The 15,636-nt window shown below is 66.2% G+C and carries 14 protein-coding genes; 6 read left to right on the forward strand and 8 right to left on the reverse strand.

All coding sequences use genetic code 11. The features are described 5' to 3' along the window. Window positions 1–6: 6 nt before the first annotated feature. Window positions 7–1,758 (reverse strand): circularly permuted type 2 ATP-grasp protein, encoded by a 1,752-nt coding sequence (locus ABZ942_RS17275; protein WP_357383210.1) that lies wholly within the window; start codon window positions 1,756–1,758, stop codon window positions 7–9. Between the two features lie 326 nt (window positions 1,759–2,084). Here ABZ942_RS17275 and rpsT point away from each other — a divergent pair, with 326 nt between their 5' ends. Continuing rightward, window positions 2,085–2,345 (forward strand): 30S ribosomal protein S20, encoded by a 261-nt coding sequence (rpsT, locus tag ABZ942_RS17280; protein WP_107660148.1) that lies wholly within the window; start codon window positions 2,085–2,087, stop codon window positions 2,343–2,345. Window positions 2,346–2,506: 161 nt separating this feature from the next. Then, entirely contained in the window at window positions 2,507–2,758 is a 252-nt protein-coding gene (locus tag ABZ942_RS17285; RefSeq protein WP_150403050.1) for a hypothetical protein, read from the forward strand. Here the strand turns inward: ABZ942_RS17285 and ABZ942_RS17290 are convergent. Next, window positions 2,742–3,686: a helix-turn-helix transcriptional regulator gene (locus tag ABZ942_RS17290; protein ID WP_357382938.1), complete on the reverse strand. Its 945-nt coding sequence runs from the start codon at window positions 3,684–3,686 to the stop codon at window positions 2,742–2,744. The two genes, ABZ942_RS17285 and ABZ942_RS17290, sit on opposite strands and share 17 nt — an antisense overlap. 124 nt (window positions 3,687–3,810) lie before the next feature. Between ABZ942_RS17290 and ABZ942_RS17295 the strand changes: the two genes are divergently transcribed. From ABZ942_RS17295 to ABZ942_RS17305, 3 genes are all read left to right on the forward strand, one after another. Continuing rightward, on the forward strand, window positions 3,811–4,881 hold the full coding sequence (locus ABZ942_RS17295) for an aldo/keto reductase (RefSeq protein ID WP_357382940.1): 1,071 nt from the start codon (window positions 3,811–3,813) through the stop codon (window positions 4,879–4,881). Window positions 4,882–4,960: 79 nt separating this feature from the next. Further along, window positions 4,961–5,641, forward strand: a complete 681-nt coding sequence (locus ABZ942_RS17300; RefSeq protein ID WP_357382942.1) for a maleylpyruvate isomerase family mycothiol-dependent enzyme — start codon at window positions 4,961–4,963, stop codon at window positions 5,639–5,641. A gap of 60 nt (window positions 5,642–5,701) precedes the next feature. Further along, window positions 5,702–6,175, forward strand: a complete 474-nt coding sequence (locus tag ABZ942_RS17305; RefSeq protein WP_357382943.1) for a GNAT family N-acetyltransferase — start codon at window positions 5,702–5,704, stop codon at window positions 6,173–6,175. 112 nt (window positions 6,176–6,287) lie between these two features. On the opposite strand, the gene ABZ942_RS17310 is transcribed toward ABZ942_RS17305, so the two are convergent. The 6 genes from ABZ942_RS17310 to ABZ942_RS17335 all read right to left on the reverse strand — a co-directional run bounded on the left by ABZ942_RS17310 (window position 6,288) and on the right by ABZ942_RS17335 (window position 14,026). After that, window positions 6,288–7,580, reverse strand: coding sequence for an LCP family protein (locus ABZ942_RS17310; RefSeq protein ID WP_357382945.1), 1,293 nt, complete (start codon window positions 7,578–7,580; stop codon window positions 6,288–6,290). A gap of 901 nt (window positions 7,581–8,481) precedes the next feature. Then, complete coding sequence (gene holA / locus ABZ942_RS17315; protein ID WP_357382947.1) at window positions 8,482–9,450, reverse strand: DNA polymerase III subunit delta; 969 nt, start codon at window positions 9,448–9,450, stop codon at window positions 8,482–8,484. Then, complete coding sequence (locus tag ABZ942_RS17320) at window positions 9,447–9,614, reverse strand: hypothetical protein (protein ID WP_357382949.1); 168 nt, start codon at window positions 9,612–9,614, stop codon at window positions 9,447–9,449. The genes holA and ABZ942_RS17320 overlap by 4 nt, the downstream gene beginning before the upstream one ends. 54 nt (window positions 9,615–9,668) lie before the next feature. Next, window positions 9,669–9,983 (reverse strand): type II toxin-antitoxin system PemK/MazF family toxin, encoded by a 315-nt coding sequence (locus tag ABZ942_RS17325; RefSeq protein ID WP_357382951.1) that lies wholly within the window; start codon window positions 9,981–9,983, stop codon window positions 9,669–9,671. 324 nt (window positions 9,984–10,307) lie between these two features. Then, window positions 10,308–13,076 (reverse strand): ComEC/Rec2 family competence protein, encoded by a 2,769-nt coding sequence (locus ABZ942_RS17330; RefSeq protein ID WP_357382953.1) that lies wholly within the window; start codon window positions 13,074–13,076, stop codon window positions 10,308–10,310. A 65-nt stretch (window positions 13,077–13,141) separates the two neighbouring features. Then, a complete protein-coding gene (locus ABZ942_RS17335; protein WP_357382955.1) occupies window positions 13,142–14,026 on the reverse strand; it encodes a ComEA family DNA-binding protein in 885 nt (294 codons plus the stop codon). 786 nt (window positions 14,027–14,812) lie between these two features. On the opposite strand from ABZ942_RS17335, the gene ABZ942_RS17340 reads away from it, so the two are divergent. Continuing rightward, complete coding sequence (locus ABZ942_RS17340) at window positions 14,813–15,595, forward strand: DUF5984 family protein (RefSeq protein ID WP_357382957.1); 783 nt, start codon at window positions 14,813–14,815, stop codon at window positions 15,593–15,595. Window positions 15,596–15,636: the final 41 nt, after the last annotated feature.

Genomic DNA, 15,636 nt, shown 5'->3' on the forward strand with positions numbered 1-15,636 from the left:
AGCGCGTCACCCCCCTTGCCGCTGCTGTTGGGTTTGCCCGCCTTGCGATTGGCGCTGTCGGCCCGATAGTCGCCCACTCTGCGACTGCCGTTGCTCCTCGCCCGGCGAGTGCCGTTGCTCCGATAGCCGGCTGCTTTGCGACTGCCGTTGCTCCTGCTGCTGTTGCTGCTGTTGCTGATTCGCCTGCGACGCCGTCAAATCCCGGCCTACTTCACGCGAATCCGATTGCGGCGGTTCACCGACCAACTCCGCGCCCGCCAATTCCCGATCGGCCAGTGAATCCCGCCCGGACAACACCCAGGTGTCCTTACTCCCGCCACCCTGGCTGGAATTGACCACCAGCGAACCCTCCGGCAACGCGACCCGGGTCAGCCCACCGGGCAACACCCAGACCTCGTCACCGTCATTGACCGCGAACGGCCGCAGATCGACATGCCGCGGCACCAACTCGTTTCCGACCTTCGTCGGCACCGTCGACAACTGCACCACCGGCTGCGCGACCCATCCGCGCGGATCCGCCTTGATCCGCCGTCGCGACGCCTCCAACTCCCGCGGCGACGCATCCGGCCCGATGACAATGCCGTATCCGCCGGAACCCTCCACCGGCTTCACCACCAACTCGGCGATCCGATCGAGCACCTCGTCGCGCTCGTCGTCCAGCCAGCAGCGGTAGGTGTCGACGTTCGGCAGCACCGGCTTCTCGTTGAGGTAGTACTCGATGATCGTCGGCACGTAGGCGTAGATCAGCTTGTCGTCGCCGACGCCGTTGCCGACCGCGCTGGAGATGACGACATTGCCCGCCCGCGCCGCATTCAGCAGCCCCGCGACGCCGAGCACCGAATCCGGCCGGAAATGCATGGGATCGAGGAAGGTGTCGTCGATCCGGCGATAGATCACGTCGACTTGACGCTCACCCGCCGTAGTCCGCATGTAAACAACGTTGTCCCGGCAGAACAGATCACGCCCCTCGACCAGTTCCACGCCCATCTGCCTGGCCAACAGCGAATGCTCGAAGTATGCCGAGTTGTACACACCGGGCGTCAGCACCACCACCGTTGGATCGGCCTCGTTCGGCGCAGCCGACGCGCGCAGCGCCGCGAGCAGGTGACTCGGGTAGTCGCCGACGGCCCGAACCCGGTGCGAGGAGAACAGATCGGGAAAGACCCGCGCCATCGTGCGCCGGTTCTCCATCACATACGACACACCTGACGGCGAACGCAGGTTGTCCTCGAGCACCCGGAAGTCACCGCGCTCGTCACGAATGAGGTCGATGCCCGCCACATGAATCCGCACCCCGTTCGGCGGCACCAGTCCCGCGGCCTCGCGATGGAAGTGCTGACACGAGGTGACCAGGCGTTTCGGGATCACCTCGTCGCGCAGAATGTTCTGCTCGCCGTACACATCGGCGAGGAAAAGCTCCAGCGCGACCACCCGCTGCTTGATGCCGCGCTCGAGCTTGGCCCACTCCGCGGCCGCGATCACCCGGGGCACCAGGTCCAGCGGGAACGGCCGTTCCTGTCCGGACAGCGAGAAGGTGATGCCTTGATCGATGAAAGCGCGGTCCAGCGCGGCCGCGCGGGCCGCGAGGTCGGACACGTCGATCGGCGCGAGCGCGGCGAACAGCCCCTTGTACGGCTGCCGCACCCGGCCCGTGCCGTCGAACATCTCGTCGAAGGCGTCGGCGTAGCGGCCCGGTCGATAACCCTCGAATAGCCCTGGGGGCGCGACCTTGCCATTGCTGGCGGCCCGCCCGTTCATACCGACCGGTCTGGACGCGGCGGATCGCGCCGAGCGTGGCGGCGAGGCGGGAGTCATGCAAAAATCGTGCTACACGCAGCGGCAATGCTGTGTGTGACACAGGTAAATTTCTCGCATCACTAGTCCGCTACTGGCGAATTGCCCGGTCGTGACACCGACCGGTCGGTGTTGTCCGCCAAGGCGGCCCAGTGCTGATTTCGTGCGCCGAGCGGCGGCTGGTATCCTCGACCTTCGGCGTTGCGTTACCCGTTTACCGAGGGTGCGACGCACGCGTAAGAACTTTTCCAGCACAAACCACTCAGCGACAGGAACACGAGGAAACAGGCGTGGCCAACATCAAGTCCCAGTTGAAGCGGATCCGTACCAACGAGGAAGCGCGCAAGCGTAACCAGTCGGTCAAGTCCTCGCTGCGCACCGCGATCCGCAGCTTCCGGGAAGCCGCCGCGGCCGGCGACAAAGAAAAGGCCGCCGCGCAGCTCCAGACCGCGAGCCGCAAGCTCGACAAGGCTGCCTCGAAGGGCGTCATCCACGCCAACCAGGCTGCCAACAAGAAGTCGGCCCTCGCGCTGGCTCTGAACAAGATCTGATTTTCCGGTACCATCCGGTACCACATGCATTGACGCAGCCGCCGTGGCCTCGACGACCACGGCGGCTTTTGTCGTGCCCATGCCTGGTCAGCCCAGTGTTCATCGCCGAGGATTCGGGATCGGGCCACAGCCTGTCGGTGGTTCCAGCTACCATTCGGCGCATGGTTACCGTTTACGCCAATCAGACCGTGGTCCGTGGCGAGGATCTGCCCGACGTGATCCGGGCCGCCGAGGTCCTCGGCCTCGGGGTGAAGATCGAGAACGTGATGGTTCCCATCGACGATGAGGGCAATTACTCGTTGGAGTGGGTTGTCACGCGTGACGACGAAGTGCCCGTTTACGACGACTGGGAGGGCCGCTATGAGGAGTCGGAGGAAGACGAAGAGGAGCTAGTACTCAGCTCTGTGGAGTGAGTCCTGGCGATGTCCGATCGACCAACGGCGCCGGATCGGCCACCAGCCGATCCAGCGCCGTCTGAGAATCCGCATCGGCCGCTCGATAGATGATGATGCGCTGGTCAGGGTCCTGTACCGGCATCAGCACCTCATAATTGACCACCAGCTGCCCGACGATCGGGTGGCGCAGCGGCTTGGCGCCGCGCCCGTGCACCTTCACGTCGTGCTGGGCCCACGCCTGCTCGAACTCAGCGCTGCGGGTGAACTCGGCGATCAGATCGCTGAGCGCCTGGTCCTCGGGATGAGCCGCCCAGGCCGCGCGCAAGTCGGCGATGCCCTCGCGGATGATGCGCTCACGCTCCACATAGAACTCACGCATGCTCGGCTCCATCAGGCACAGCCACATGGTGTTGCGGTGCCGCGGCGGCAGCGTGTCGAAGTCGACGATCAGTCGCGACATCTCCCGGTTCCAGGCCAGGATGTCGTAGCGATGGTTGACCAGCATCGCCGGTAGCGGCGACAGATCATGCACCAGCATGGCCAGCGCCGGTGCGGGCACCGTGCTCGGCTTTCCGGCATTCGGCGGCCGCTGCTGGGCCAGATCGAACAGGTAGGCGCGTTCGTCGGTGTCCAGCCGCAGCGCCCGCGACAGGGCCTCCAGCACGTCCGCCGACGGTCGCAGGCCGCGTCCCTGCTCCAACCGGACGATGTAGTCGGTGCTGACCCCCGCCAACTCCGCGACCTCTTCACGCCGCAGCCCCGGCGTGCGCCGCGCCTGCTTGCGCACCGGCAGCCCGAGGTCACCGGGCATCAGGCGTTCGCGCCGGTCTCGCAGGAAGGCCGCCAATTCCTGTGTCAGATTGGCGGTACCTACCGGCCCGCCGTGGCCATTCAGCCCGCCGAGCCGCGCGCTCGCGCCGCCTGTCGCATTCACCGTTCCAGTCATCACTTTCGATATTACGGCTGCATAGGACTGGCTTTCCCAGGAAGAAGCTTCCCTTACCCATCTGCTTGCCCCGCTCCAGACTGGGTTTCACCACCAAAGATGCACCAACGACAAGGAGCTGGACATGTCCGGAGCACTCACCCTCGATACCTACCGGCTGCTCGGCCGCTCGGGTCTTCGGGTGTCTCCGCTGTCTCTCGGCACGATGACCTTCGGCGCCGACTGGGGTTGGGGTGCCGATAAAGACGAGGCACGCAAGATCTTGGACACCTACCTCGATCGCGGCGGAAACTTCATCGACACCGCGAGTCAGTACACCAACGGCAGCTCCGAGCAACTGCTCGGCGAATTCACCGCGGACAATCGCGAAAGCCTGGTGCTGGCAACGAAATACACGATGCTGCGGCGTCAGGGTGACCCCAATTCCGGTGGGAACCACCGCAAGAGCATGTTCGCCTCGGTCGAGGCGAGCCTGCGCAGGCTCAACACCGACTACATCGATCTGCTGTACCTGCACGCCTGGGATTTCATGACTCCCGTCGACGAAATCCTGCGTGGCATGGACGATCTCGTGCGTTCGGGCAAGGTGCTCTACGTCGGCATCTCCGATGCGCCGGCCTGGCAGGTCTCCCGAATGCAGGCGATCGCCGACCTGCGTGGCTGGTCGCCGCTGATCGCGCTGCAGATCGAATACAGCCTGATCGAGCGGACCGTCGAACGTGACCTCATTCCGATGGCGCGGGAACTCGGCCTCGGGGTGATCCCGTGGTCGCCGCTGGGCGGTGGCGTGCTCACCGGCAAGTACACCCGCGACGATCTCGAACACGCGGCGGCCGGCTCGCCCGAGGGCACTCGCAAAGACGTGGTGGCGGCGCAGGGCGCGCTCACCGAGCGGTCGCTGGACATCGCCGACGTGGTCAAGGAAGTCGCCGCCGAGCTCGGCAAGTCACCCGCACAGGTCGCGCTGGCCTGGACGTTGCGCAATCCCGGGGTGACCTCGCCCATCATCGGCGCCCGCACCGCCGCCCAGTTGGCGGACAATCTCGGCGCCCTCGATGTCGAATTCGATGCCGCACAACTGGATCGGCTGCAGCAGGCGAGCGCCATCGAACTCGGGTTCCCGCACGACATGCTGGCACTGCCGATGACCCGCAATGTCATCGCCGGTGATCTGAAGGTTCAGGGACGCGCCTGAGTGGCAGACTTACGCGGCGGTGCTGGCCTTGCTCGCACCGCCGCGTAATGCGCGTCTTCCCGTTTTGCGGTGAGATTCGGTGCCGCGCACCGTCAGTACCGGTGACACCGCCGAACCGGAGGACACCGTGGACCGAGATCAGACCCTGGCGTGGGTGCGAGCCGAACGGCTCGCCCTCGCCGACTTCTTCGCCGAACTGGGCGAGCACGAGTGGCAAGTGCAGTCACTATGTGCCGGCTGGACCGTGCACGAGGTGCTCGCGCACGTCACGCTGTCCAGCACGGACACCCTGTGGGGCACGCTCGTCGGCATTGTCCGGGCCCGCGGCGACTGGAACCGGATGAATGCTGACCAGGCCCGCGACCACGCCGCGCAGTTCAGACCCGCTGAGCTGATCGCGCAACTGCGTGAATCGGCCGGCTCGGCGCGCCGGGCACCCGGCGCGAGCCCACTGGATCCGTTGGTGGACATGATGATTCACGGGCAGGATGTCGCGCGGCCGCTCGGCAGGGTCCGGGAGATGCCCGCTGAGCCGGCGTGCGCGGCGCTCGACCATGTACTGCGGAGTCCGTTCTACGGTGCACGCAAGCGGTTGCGTGGGATTCGGCTGACGGCCACGGATGCGGAGTGGGCGGGCGGGAACGGTCCCGAGGCGATCCGTGGGCCGCTCAGTAACCTGCTGCTTGTCGCTACAGGACGTACGGCGGGACTCGCCGCGCTGACCGGACCGGGAGTGGAGCGAGTCACTGCCGCGCTGTGAAAATTGGCCAGTCGTAAAGTCGTTCGACCCGGTGAAAGCAGATCGCTAGCCTTGCGGGTTATGGATCTGGTGGCGCGGGCCTACGACAGTCCGGATGCGCAGAAGTTGATCGCAGCGGTACAGCAGGAGTACGTGACGCGCTACGGCGAACCAGACGCGACTCCGACCGATCCGGCCGAGTTCGAACCGCCGCGCGGCACGTTCCTGGTCGGTTATCTCGACGGCGTTCCGGTGGCCTGTGCCGGGTGGCGCGCCCATGACAGTGACGAGCCCGGCTTCCGTGACGGGGATGCCGAACTCAAACGTATGTATGTGGTCGTCGAGGCTCGCCGACGCGGTCTGGCCAGGTCGCTGTTGACGGCCATCGAGCAGAGTGCGGTGGCGGCCGGGCGCCGACGGATGATCCTGGAAACCGCTGCCCTGCAGCCGGAGTCCATCGCCCTGTACATCTCTGCGGGCTATCTGACGATCCCCGGGTTCGGTGTGTACCAGGACGCGCCGGTGAGCCGTTACTTCGGCCGAGATTTGCCTTGAGCGGTTCGTTCCAGGACTGGGTCGGCGCAACGATGTCGACCAGCGGACGTTACCGAGCGCTCATCGCTACGAGATTGCTTCCAGCGCAATACTTTCGCGGATGTCCGGCCGATCAATTGACGCAAGGAATGGTGTCGCCGGTAATGGTGGCGTCCACCGGCTTGCCGACATCCGGCGTCGGCATTGCGGATCCGGCCTGCGGGTCGGCGGTCGACAACGTTTGCGGCCGAGGCGGGTTGTATAGCGCGACAGTCGGATCCGGGTCGCCGAATGCAGTGCGGACCTCGCGGCGGATTGCCGCCGGGTCGATGATGTTGACGTCCTGGCCGTTGATGTTGTCGTAGCGAAGCACCGGGAGGGTGCGGAATTCGACCGCCGGGCTCTCGGACGTGCCGAGGGTGCGCAGGAAGTCGGTGATGTTCCACCCGTCGGACAGCACGACATTGCGATGCGCGACGTCAATCAGCGCGGACAGCTTGCTGATATCGGTGAACGTGCCCGCCTTGCGCAGATCGAGCGCCACCGACGTGAGGAAGGCCTGCTGGCGGTGGGTCCGGTCGAGATCGCCGTTTTCCAGACCGTGGCGCTGCCGGACGAAGGCGAGCGACTGGGCCGGGTCGAGCCGCTGCCTGCCCGCAGGGAAATCGGCACCCGAGTAGTAGCTGTCGTTCACCGGCTTGTTGAGACAAACCTCGACCCCACCAAGCGCTTTGGCCAAGTCGTAGAAACCCGCCAACGTGACCTCGCCGAACCGATCGATCGGTACCCCGGTCAGATCGCGCACCGCCTGCACGATCGAAGCCCGGCCCGCCTCGCGTCCCGAACGCTCCAACGCCTTGCTATCGGTCACGCCTTGATTGATCAATTGATCCTGAACGGCCGCCTTCTTCAGCCCGTACGCTTCCTTGATCTTCACATTGGTGTAGCCAGGAATACCGGAAACCTTGACATAGTCGTCTCGCGGAATCGACACTGCAACAATCTTTTTCATATCCGCCGGAATATGCACCAGGATCAACGTATTCGCGTTGTACCCACCCTCTTCGCCATCGCCCGCATGTAACTGATCGAGGATCTCCTTCGGCAGATCATTCCCGTCTTGATCCTTACGAGTATCCAGCCCGATCAACAACACATTCACATCACCGGCCAGCGACCGAGGCGCATCCACCCCCAACGCCGCCGACCTGGTGAACCCCTTATCGAACCGCCCCTCGGTCGCCCACCCGACCGCCGTCCCCGCCAACACCGCCACCGATAACCCACTGGCCACGACTTTCAGCACCGCCAGCCCCACCCGCCGCGCCGGCCGCCGATGCACACCACCCCGCCGCCGACGTCCGCGCCAAGCACCGGCCCGCCGGTAATCATCAACCGGAAAGCCCGGTGCAGTTCGCTCGTCCATAACCAGATCCAGTTTGACACGATTCAGGTAGCTATCAATTCGCTGAATTTGTCACAAAAGCGCTGGCCGGACCGCAACCAGCAAACATAGAGGTGGCAATCGAACCGCTGCAAGGACCTCACCGAGACCGGACAAACCTCACCTGACGTTGCGATCTGACGAAACGATCTATCGAACACCGAAACCGACCGCATCAGCAGGATCTATACACATCCGGGTCATTGAGTTCTGCCCCACATGTGTCTCAGCACACACCCAACACCGCCAGTTGAGTCCAACAGTCTGCCGATTGCGACCCACCCGTTCGATCGAGACCAGCCAGGCAAGGGCCTCTCATTGCCGAAAGCCGCGCCCGTTCCGTCCGGCCGCGCACGAAATTGCTGGCAAATCCATTCGCAGCGGGCTATTCCGTGCGCGGCCTCAGCCACGACGCACAGACGCGGACGTCATCGCATATGGAGTATGCCGACGTGTGGCTGCGGTAAGCACATTCCTGCCTGTCGATTTCAGTGTGGTTAGCCAAATTCCAGTACACAACGACCAACTCCGGAACCTGCCAACTCCGGTGCGGCTTGGCCGAACCCAGCGCAGGCCAGCAAACTCCGGTACACGGTCACCGACCCTGGCCGAACTCGCCAGCGGGGTCAGCTCCGGCGCGGATCAGCCAACTCGCGGACACGCCAGTCGATTTCGTGCGCGCCGATCGTCCGTATAGAGCCATCACCCAGCTCAGCTCCCGCACAGGGTCAGCCCGGTGGACCACCGGATATCTAAGCGCATTGCAGGCGCGCATCGTCGGCGGTTCCGGCACAGCGCGGTCCTGCCTGCCAATTGCCGCGCAAGTGATCAATCCCTAGGCGGGCCGGACGTTTTCGTGCGGAGCGGTGGTCCGTTGGTGGCGTCAGCCTGCGGAGTGCAGGTCCAGGATTTGGGTGAGGGCGTGTTCCAGGGCGTAGTTCGCGTCGGCGGCGCCGCCCTTGACGTCGGCGTTCAGGGCGGCGACTACCTGGAGGGCGGAGCCGATGGTGGTGGGGGTCCAGTTGCGTGCCTGGGCTTGGGCCTTCTTGACCTTCCACGGGGGCATGCCGAGCTGCTGGGCGAGTTTGAAGGGGTCGCCGCGGCCCGCTGAGCCGACTCGGGCGATGGTGTGCACGGAATCGGCGAGGGCGTCGGCGAGCAGCACGTGCGGGACGCCGCGGTCGTTGGCCCAGCGCAGGGCTTCCATTGCGCCGGGGCGGTCGCCGGCGACGGCGAGCTCGGCCACGTCGAAGCCGGAGACCTCGGCTTTGCCGGAGTAGTAGCGGTGGACGGCGGCGACGTCGATCTTGCCGCCGGTGTCGGAGGCCAGCTGTGAACAGGCGGCGGCGAGCTCGCGCAGGTCGGAGCCGACGGACTCCAACATCGCCTGCACGACGTCGCCCGCGACGCGCACCCCGGCGTTCCGGAATTCGCCGCGCACGAACTCCACTCGCTCGGCCGACTTCGTTATCTTGGCGCAGTCGTGCACCACCGCACCGGCCTTCTGCAGCGCGGGCACCAGCGCCTTGGCTCGTCCGCCACCGGAATGCAGCACCACCAGCACCACACCTTCGGGCGGATCGCCCGCGGCGGCGGTGATCACCGCGACCGCGTCCTTGCCCGCTTCGGCCGCCGACTCCAGGATGATCACCCGGTCCTCGGCGAACAGCGACGGACTCAACAACTCGGCCAGCTCCGCAGTGCTCGCGTCGCCTGCCCGCATCCGATCAACCGGTACCGCTTCGGCATCCGGCGCGAGCGCACGCACCTGTGCGGTGACCTCCGCCACCGCACGCTCGACCAGCAGTTCCTCATCCCCCAGCACCAGGTGCAACGCGGGCCGCTCGGTCATGCCGCCACCTCGCTGACGCTCAGTTCCGACCCGACCGAGGTCACTGTGCCGTTGATTCGCTCGCTGCGCTCCCCCGTGTGCACCCAGCCGACGCTCGCCTCCGCCACCGACGAAGGCACGTCGTGTCGAAGTTTCACTCGCTGACGCTCGCTGGGCTCGGTCACGGCAGCGATCCTACGGTCCCCCACCGACAGACCCGCGCCGCAGGTTCCGCGTGTTCACCGCGCACCACGCAGAACCCGGCGACTCGCGTCGACGACGCGCCAGGTCAGCTCGGCGTCGAGTCGGTCGAAGCGTTCTCCCACCTGCGTTCGTGGCAGCCACAGCAGCCGATCGGCGAGCGCTACACCGAATGGCGTTTCTACTGCGGTACCGAAAGACGTTGCTCGGTAGCGGGTTCCGGTTTCTATCTCGACCACCACGACTGTCGGGCCAGCTGCCTCGTTGTATTCGTCACTCGAGATGACCAGGTACAGGGCCCGTTCACCGGTCGGCGGGGACAGGTCGGAGCGGTAAACGTCGCCCTGTCGCATGACGGCCCACCGGGACGTCGATCTGCCTTCCACGCAGCGAGGCCGTCACGAACCGCACGGGGCTTCCGCAGGAGAGGCTCAGGGTCCGCCGCTTCGGCCTCGTGCACCATCCGAGCGTGCTCATCGAACTCCCGACGCAGCAGCTTCTCCTCGATCGCCTTGGCGGCGAACGCGGTGGGGGTGATGCCGTCCGTCTCGGCGGCCAGCTTGGCCGCGTCTACGAAATCCGCACATAGCCGCATGTTCACAGGCTTTGTCACACCTTCCACTCTGCTTTGGGCTTCACACGTTGTATGACGATCTGCTTTACAGAACGCAAATACCTCATCGAGCGGTCACTACCCGCAGTGATCCGCTATCGCCTAGTACCAGCACGTCGCCACGCTGATCGGTGCGTGCCACGGTGCTGCCGAGATCGGATAGCTCCGTGAGGACTCCGGCATTCGGATGGCCGAAGGTGTTCTCGGCGCCGACACTGACCACGGTCAGCCGCGGATGCACCGCGGCGAGGAATTCCGTTGTGGTGGTGCGCGCCCCATGGTGCGGAAGCTTCAGCACGTCTGCCTGCAACGAGACTCCGCTCTGCAGTAATGCTCGTTGCGCAGCCGCCTCGATGTCTCCGGTAAGCAGGATGCGCCCGGCGGCAGTGGTCGCGGCCAGGACGATCGAACGATCGTTGGCTTCCTCGGCCTCAGCTCCTGGCGTTGGCCGCGGCCCACCCACGTCAGGTGCGAGCACCTCCAATTCGACTGTGCCGAAGCGGAACACCTGTCCAGCCGACAGCTCGATCATCGGAATCCCGGCCTCCCCCGCCGCCAACACCACCTTCGCCAGCCCCTCCACTCGTGCACCATGCTGCGAAGGCGCCCCATGTCGGTCGCTCGATGCGGGCCGATCAACTAGCTGCGCGCATCGCTTGCCCGGCGACTCACACGAATCACCGGTCTGCTGACACTGCACGTCCACCACTCCAGCCACCGAGCCAGATCTGCCATTCGCAGCACTGTCCGCACGCCGTGCCGAATCATGCTGACCCTCCGGCAATCCACAACCACCGCTTACTGATCCACTCCCGAACTCACGACCACCGTCCGAGACGGAACCTGCTTGCGCAGTTCGAGCCAACTGCGCATCCTCGGCAACCGCCGTATCGCTGGCGTTCGGCGCCACACCCTCGAGCTCATGCAATCCGACGGCCACTGCGGCTACGGCTCGTCCGTCCAGCGCGCCACTGATACCGCCGATGTGGTCGGCGTGGGGATGTGTCAGCACCAGTAGTGCGACGCGTGAGATATGTAAGCGGTCCAAGCAATTTCGGATCGGGCGGGGCTCAGGGCCGACGTCGATAAGTACGGCAGTGTCCGTTCCGACGGACAAGGCGAGTCCGTCACCTTGGCCGACATCGCAGGCGGCGAGTACCCAGCCCGCAGGTGGCCAGCCTGGATGCCAGATCCGCACTGGGATCACCACCACCGCCACACCGAATGCCACGGTCAGGATCACCCTCCGTATCGCGGCGAATCGCAGCACGAGGATGCCTACCGTGACAACCACGAGGGCGACCAGCCCGCCGAGCATTCCGCTGGGCACTTCGAGGGACGAGCCGGGCACGTCGGCGGCATGTTCGGCGACGAACAGCAACCACCACATCGGCGGTGCGACACAGTGCACTACGAGCTCGGCCAGCGGCAACCAGACACAGGCCAGCACCGCACCCACTGCGCCGATCACCGTGATCGGCGCGATGACCGGCTCCACCAGAATATTCGCGAAAATCGCGATCAGACTGAGCTTTCCATCCAAGGCGACCACCAGTGGCGTCGTGACGACGAACGCGCCTGTCGCCACCGCGACGATCTCGGCGGGCACCCGCCGCCACCCCCGCGCCCGCAGCCAGTCCGCCCAACTCGGTGCCAGCAGGATCAATCCGGCGGTCGCACACGCCGACAACGCGAAGCCTGCGGAAACCGCGAGCGCGGGCCACACGGCGAGCAGGCCGATGATCGCCGCGCAGAGTGCGGGTAGCGCCTGTTTCCGACGTCCAGTTACCAAGGCCAGCAAGGTGATCGCGCCCATCGCCCCGGCCCGCAGCACGCTCGGATCGGGCCGCGCGATAATCACGAACAGCACCAGCGCCGCTCCCGCGACCAATGCTCCGGCGCGCGGACCAAGGGTCAGCACCCGCACCGCCAACAGCACGGCTCCTAACAGAATAGTGAAATTGGCTCCGCTGACCACGCAAAGGTGGGACAAGCCCGCGATTTCGAACTCCTCGCGCAGATCGTCGGGCAGCCCGGAGGTGTCACCGTCCACGAGAGCAGGCAACAATCCGGCCGGCTCCTCGGGCAGCGCTCGGGATGTCGCCGTCGCGAAATCCCTACGCACCGAACGGGCTACGCGCTGCCACCACGGCAAGCCGCCGACGACCCGCGGTGATCCCTGTGCCAGCAGCATCGCCACCGTGAGATCACGCCGCCCCGGTACCTCCACCCGCGCCTGGAACTCGACCGCCTGCCCAGGCGCCAACTCGCCCCATCCGTCACCGGACGCCAGAATCACCACTGCGCCGCCGGCTCGCACCGTCGTCTCGCCGAGCCGATACTCGTCCAAACCGCCCCGCACAACCCACCGGCTCCCACCGAATGAGCTGCCGCGCACCGGCTTCGGATCACCACTCGGCGTCACCACCACCCGCAGCGAGTACCCCGACGCCGCCCGCAACGGATGCGTCGCCACCCGATGCTCCCGCCACGCCGCGGCCACCGCGAACCCCGCCGCCAACAACACCGCCGCCAGCGCAACCACCGCCACAGCCCGCCGCCGCTCCCCTCGATGCGCCATCGCCCACAACAGCAAAACCCACAACCCGATCGCCAAAACCACCAACGCCACGGCAAGCAACAACCCCGCCACCCACCCAGCCGCCACCGCCACAATCGTTGCCCCCCAACAACACACCGCCGCAGGCAACAACCGAGCATCGAGCACCTGCGGCTCATCATCGGAGTCATCGCCCTCCGCACCACGGCCCAGCAACCCATCGCGCATGCTGTGCCCGTCGCGAGGCCTGGCATCTCGATCACGCGCGATCATGTCCGCCACCGCTTCGCCAAGATCCCGCGGCCGGGGCCAGGTCCGTGGCCGGTGTTCTGTCGGGTTCATACCTTCACCAGCTCGCGGAGGCGAGACAGGCGGGCGGGGCCGATGCCGTCTACTTGGCCGAGTTGGGTTACGTCGGTGAAGCGGCCGTGGGTGGTGCGCCAGGCGATGATCGCCTTCGCCATGACGGGGCCGATGCCGGGGAGGGCTTCGAGTTCGGATTCCGTCGCCGTGTTGAGGTCGACGCGGCCCGAAGGGGTTGTCGGGTGGGCGGATCCGGACGGCGTGGCGGAGGTGCGGCCGCCCGCGTTGATTGTCATGCTGCCGAGTTGTGGTGGGCCCGGGTTCGGTCCGGGCGGGCCGACGAGCACCTGGTCGCCGTCGACCAGCCGCTGTGCCAGGTTGAGTCCGGCGAGGTCCGCGCCGTCCTGCGCGCCGCCTGCCGCTACCAGCGCGTCGGCGACGCGCGCACCAGCGGGCAGGCGCACCAATCCGGTTCGGTGCACCAAACCGACCACGCTGACCACCAATTCAGTACCTGACTCAGCAAGTGCGTCGCCACGTGATGCGGCTGCGCCACCCGGCTGGGTGGGTGCCGGTGCGGCACCGGACGATGCGGCCGCGCTCGGCGGTACCGCACCCGACATCTGTGCAACGGCGGTAGTCGTGGTCGTCCGCACCGCAGGCAACGGCGGCACCGGTCGGGCAACCGGCCGCTCACGGAATATGACGACAGCGGCCACCACCATCGCCACCAACCCGATAGCTAGCAGCGTGCACAATCCCCGGCGTCCCGGATCGAGCCGAATCCCCCGAAAACGCTCCGGCACAACCCGATCCCGCCATCCACGCCCCTCGGCGGGTTCATCCAGCCACCCCGGCGAACGCACCTCACCGAATTCCTCGTCACCGTCCTCGACGTCCGACTCGGACGGCAACTCCACAAGATCCCACCGACCCGCGCGCCGCGAAGGTGTCCCACTCGCCCCCGATCCCAACCGCCGATTCACCGGCAGCTCAACATCAACCTCCGATGACGCGACCGTCCCTTGCGCTATCGCACCCACCGAAAACGTCGTGTCGCCGGCCGAACCGGCCGAACCCGACCACCCACCTGCACGGAACGCAGCGCCTCCCGATGGCTCCGCCGCTGTCCATGACGCCCCGTTCTTTTCGATCACCTGGCTCACACGCGAGCCCAGTCCACCCGGTGCGTGATCGACACTCGACGCATCGGCCATCAGGGACTCATTCCGCAGCGACCCCGTGCTTTCCGGGGCCACTAGGCTCTCGCCGGGGCTCGGCTCGATCGACCGCCGATCTGCACCTTGCAACAGACCTATCGACGACCGGGCAGGCAACAACGACGCCTCGGCTGCACGGGTCAGCAGTGCATCGCGGAGTCCGCCTGACACCCGGGTAGCCGCGGGCCGCGGACTCACCAGGTGCGCTCGGCGGCCGCCGAGGGGACGCGAGGCTTCGGCCGCGCCTGCGATTCCCGTCCGGCTGGCGCTGACGCGGCTGGTCAGTGCGCCGAGTCGTCGCTGCATCCGCTCGCGTTCGTCCTGTCGTGGCATGGGGGCGACGGTAGTTCTGGCGGGCGACGAAAGGCCGTGGCCGAGCAGGGAATTCGGCCGCCCTGTTGATAACCGCGGGGGTGTGGACAACTCGCCGACGCGGCGCAGGTCGGTCGGCGGGCGTGGCGGACCGGGAGGTGCAAAACTTGGTCCGTGATCCGATTCCGTTTCGGCTTGACGCCGCTGGACCGAGTCGGCCCGGGCGGAGATCAGTACCGGGCCCTGCACTGGTTCGCGCTCACCGAGGGCTGGTACTACATCGGTGTCGGCGACCATGACCTACTGCGCGTTTCCGACCGCACGGCCGAGCTACTGCGAACCCAAGCCGGACATCACCAGACTCCGCACGACTGCTACGTCGAGTATTACGTCGCCCGCTTGTGGGAGGACATCCTGACGTTGCTACCGAGCGCACTGGAGCCGGTGCCCGGCGACCTGATCGACTTCGTCGGCACCGAATCCACAGGTTGGTCGTGGGCGGACACACCCGAGGCCGACGCGGCGTCGACCTGGTACGGCGACCGCACCCTCGACACCGGATACCTGTGGTTCGGCCCGCATCTGCGATGGTGGCGCACCGTCAAGGGCGGCTGCGATTCCGTCACCGTCGCTTGGCGCTACCCGGTGGATCCGGAGAGCGAGATCGAATTCACCGGTCCCTCGTCCGGCCAGGTAAGCGTGCCGACCGACGAATTCCGCACAGCCGTCATCGAATTCGATCGCGCGCTGTTCGCCTCGATGAACGAACGCCTTCGCGAATTCGAATCATCCGGTCCGCCGGAGGGCATCGAGATCGACCTCGGCCTGTTGCGGCACGAGCAACGGGAGCGAACGCGCTGGCTGACACAGGCGCTGGACCGCCGACCCGACACCGACTGGGATGCCGTCCGTATCGGCGCCCGCACCCTGCGTCAATCGTCGTCCGCGGTCCACTGATCGGCTTCTCGGCGAACAGTTAGGCGGTCGATGTCCGGTTC

The sequence above is a fragment of the Nocardia sp. NPDC046473 genome (assembly GCF_040645995.1).
Lineage (GTDB): Bacteria > Actinomycetota > Actinomycetes > Mycobacteriales > Mycobacteriaceae > Nocardia.

Excerpts from the sequence above, each read along its gene's own strand:
- holA (WP_357382947.1), bottom strand. The coding sequence starts at position 9,450 with ATGACCGAGCGGCCCGCGTTGCACCTGGTGCTGGGGGATGAGGAACTG.
- ABZ942_RS17325 (WP_357382951.1), bottom strand. The coding sequence starts at position 9,983 with ATGCGACAGGGCGACGTTTACCGCTCCGACCTGTCCCCGCCGACCGGT.
- ABZ942_RS17310 (WP_357382945.1), bottom strand. The coding sequence starts at position 7,580 with ATGGACGAGCGAACTGCACCGGGCTTTCCGGTTGATGATTACCGGCGG.
- ABZ942_RS17275 (WP_357383210.1), bottom strand. The coding sequence starts at position 1,758 with ATGAACGGGCGGGCCGCCAGCAATGGCAAGGTCGCGCCCCCAGGGCTA.
- ABZ942_RS17290 (WP_357382938.1), bottom strand. The coding sequence starts at position 3,686 with ATGACTGGAACGGTGAATGCGACAGGCGGCGCGAGCGCGCGGCTCGGC.
- ABZ942_RS17285 (WP_150403050.1), top strand. The coding sequence starts at position 2,507 with ATGGTTACCGTTTACGCCAATCAGACCGTGGTCCGTGGCGAGGATCTG.
- ABZ942_RS17305 (WP_357382943.1), top strand. The coding sequence starts at position 5,702 with ATGGATCTGGTGGCGCGGGCCTACGACAGTCCGGATGCGCAGAAGTTG.
- ABZ942_RS17295 (WP_357382940.1), top strand. The coding sequence starts at position 3,811 with ATGTCCGGAGCACTCACCCTCGATACCTACCGGCTGCTCGGCCGCTCG.
- ABZ942_RS17330 (WP_357382953.1), bottom strand. The coding sequence starts at position 13,076 with ATGATCGCGCGTGATCGAGATGCCAGGCCTCGCGACGGGCACAGCATG.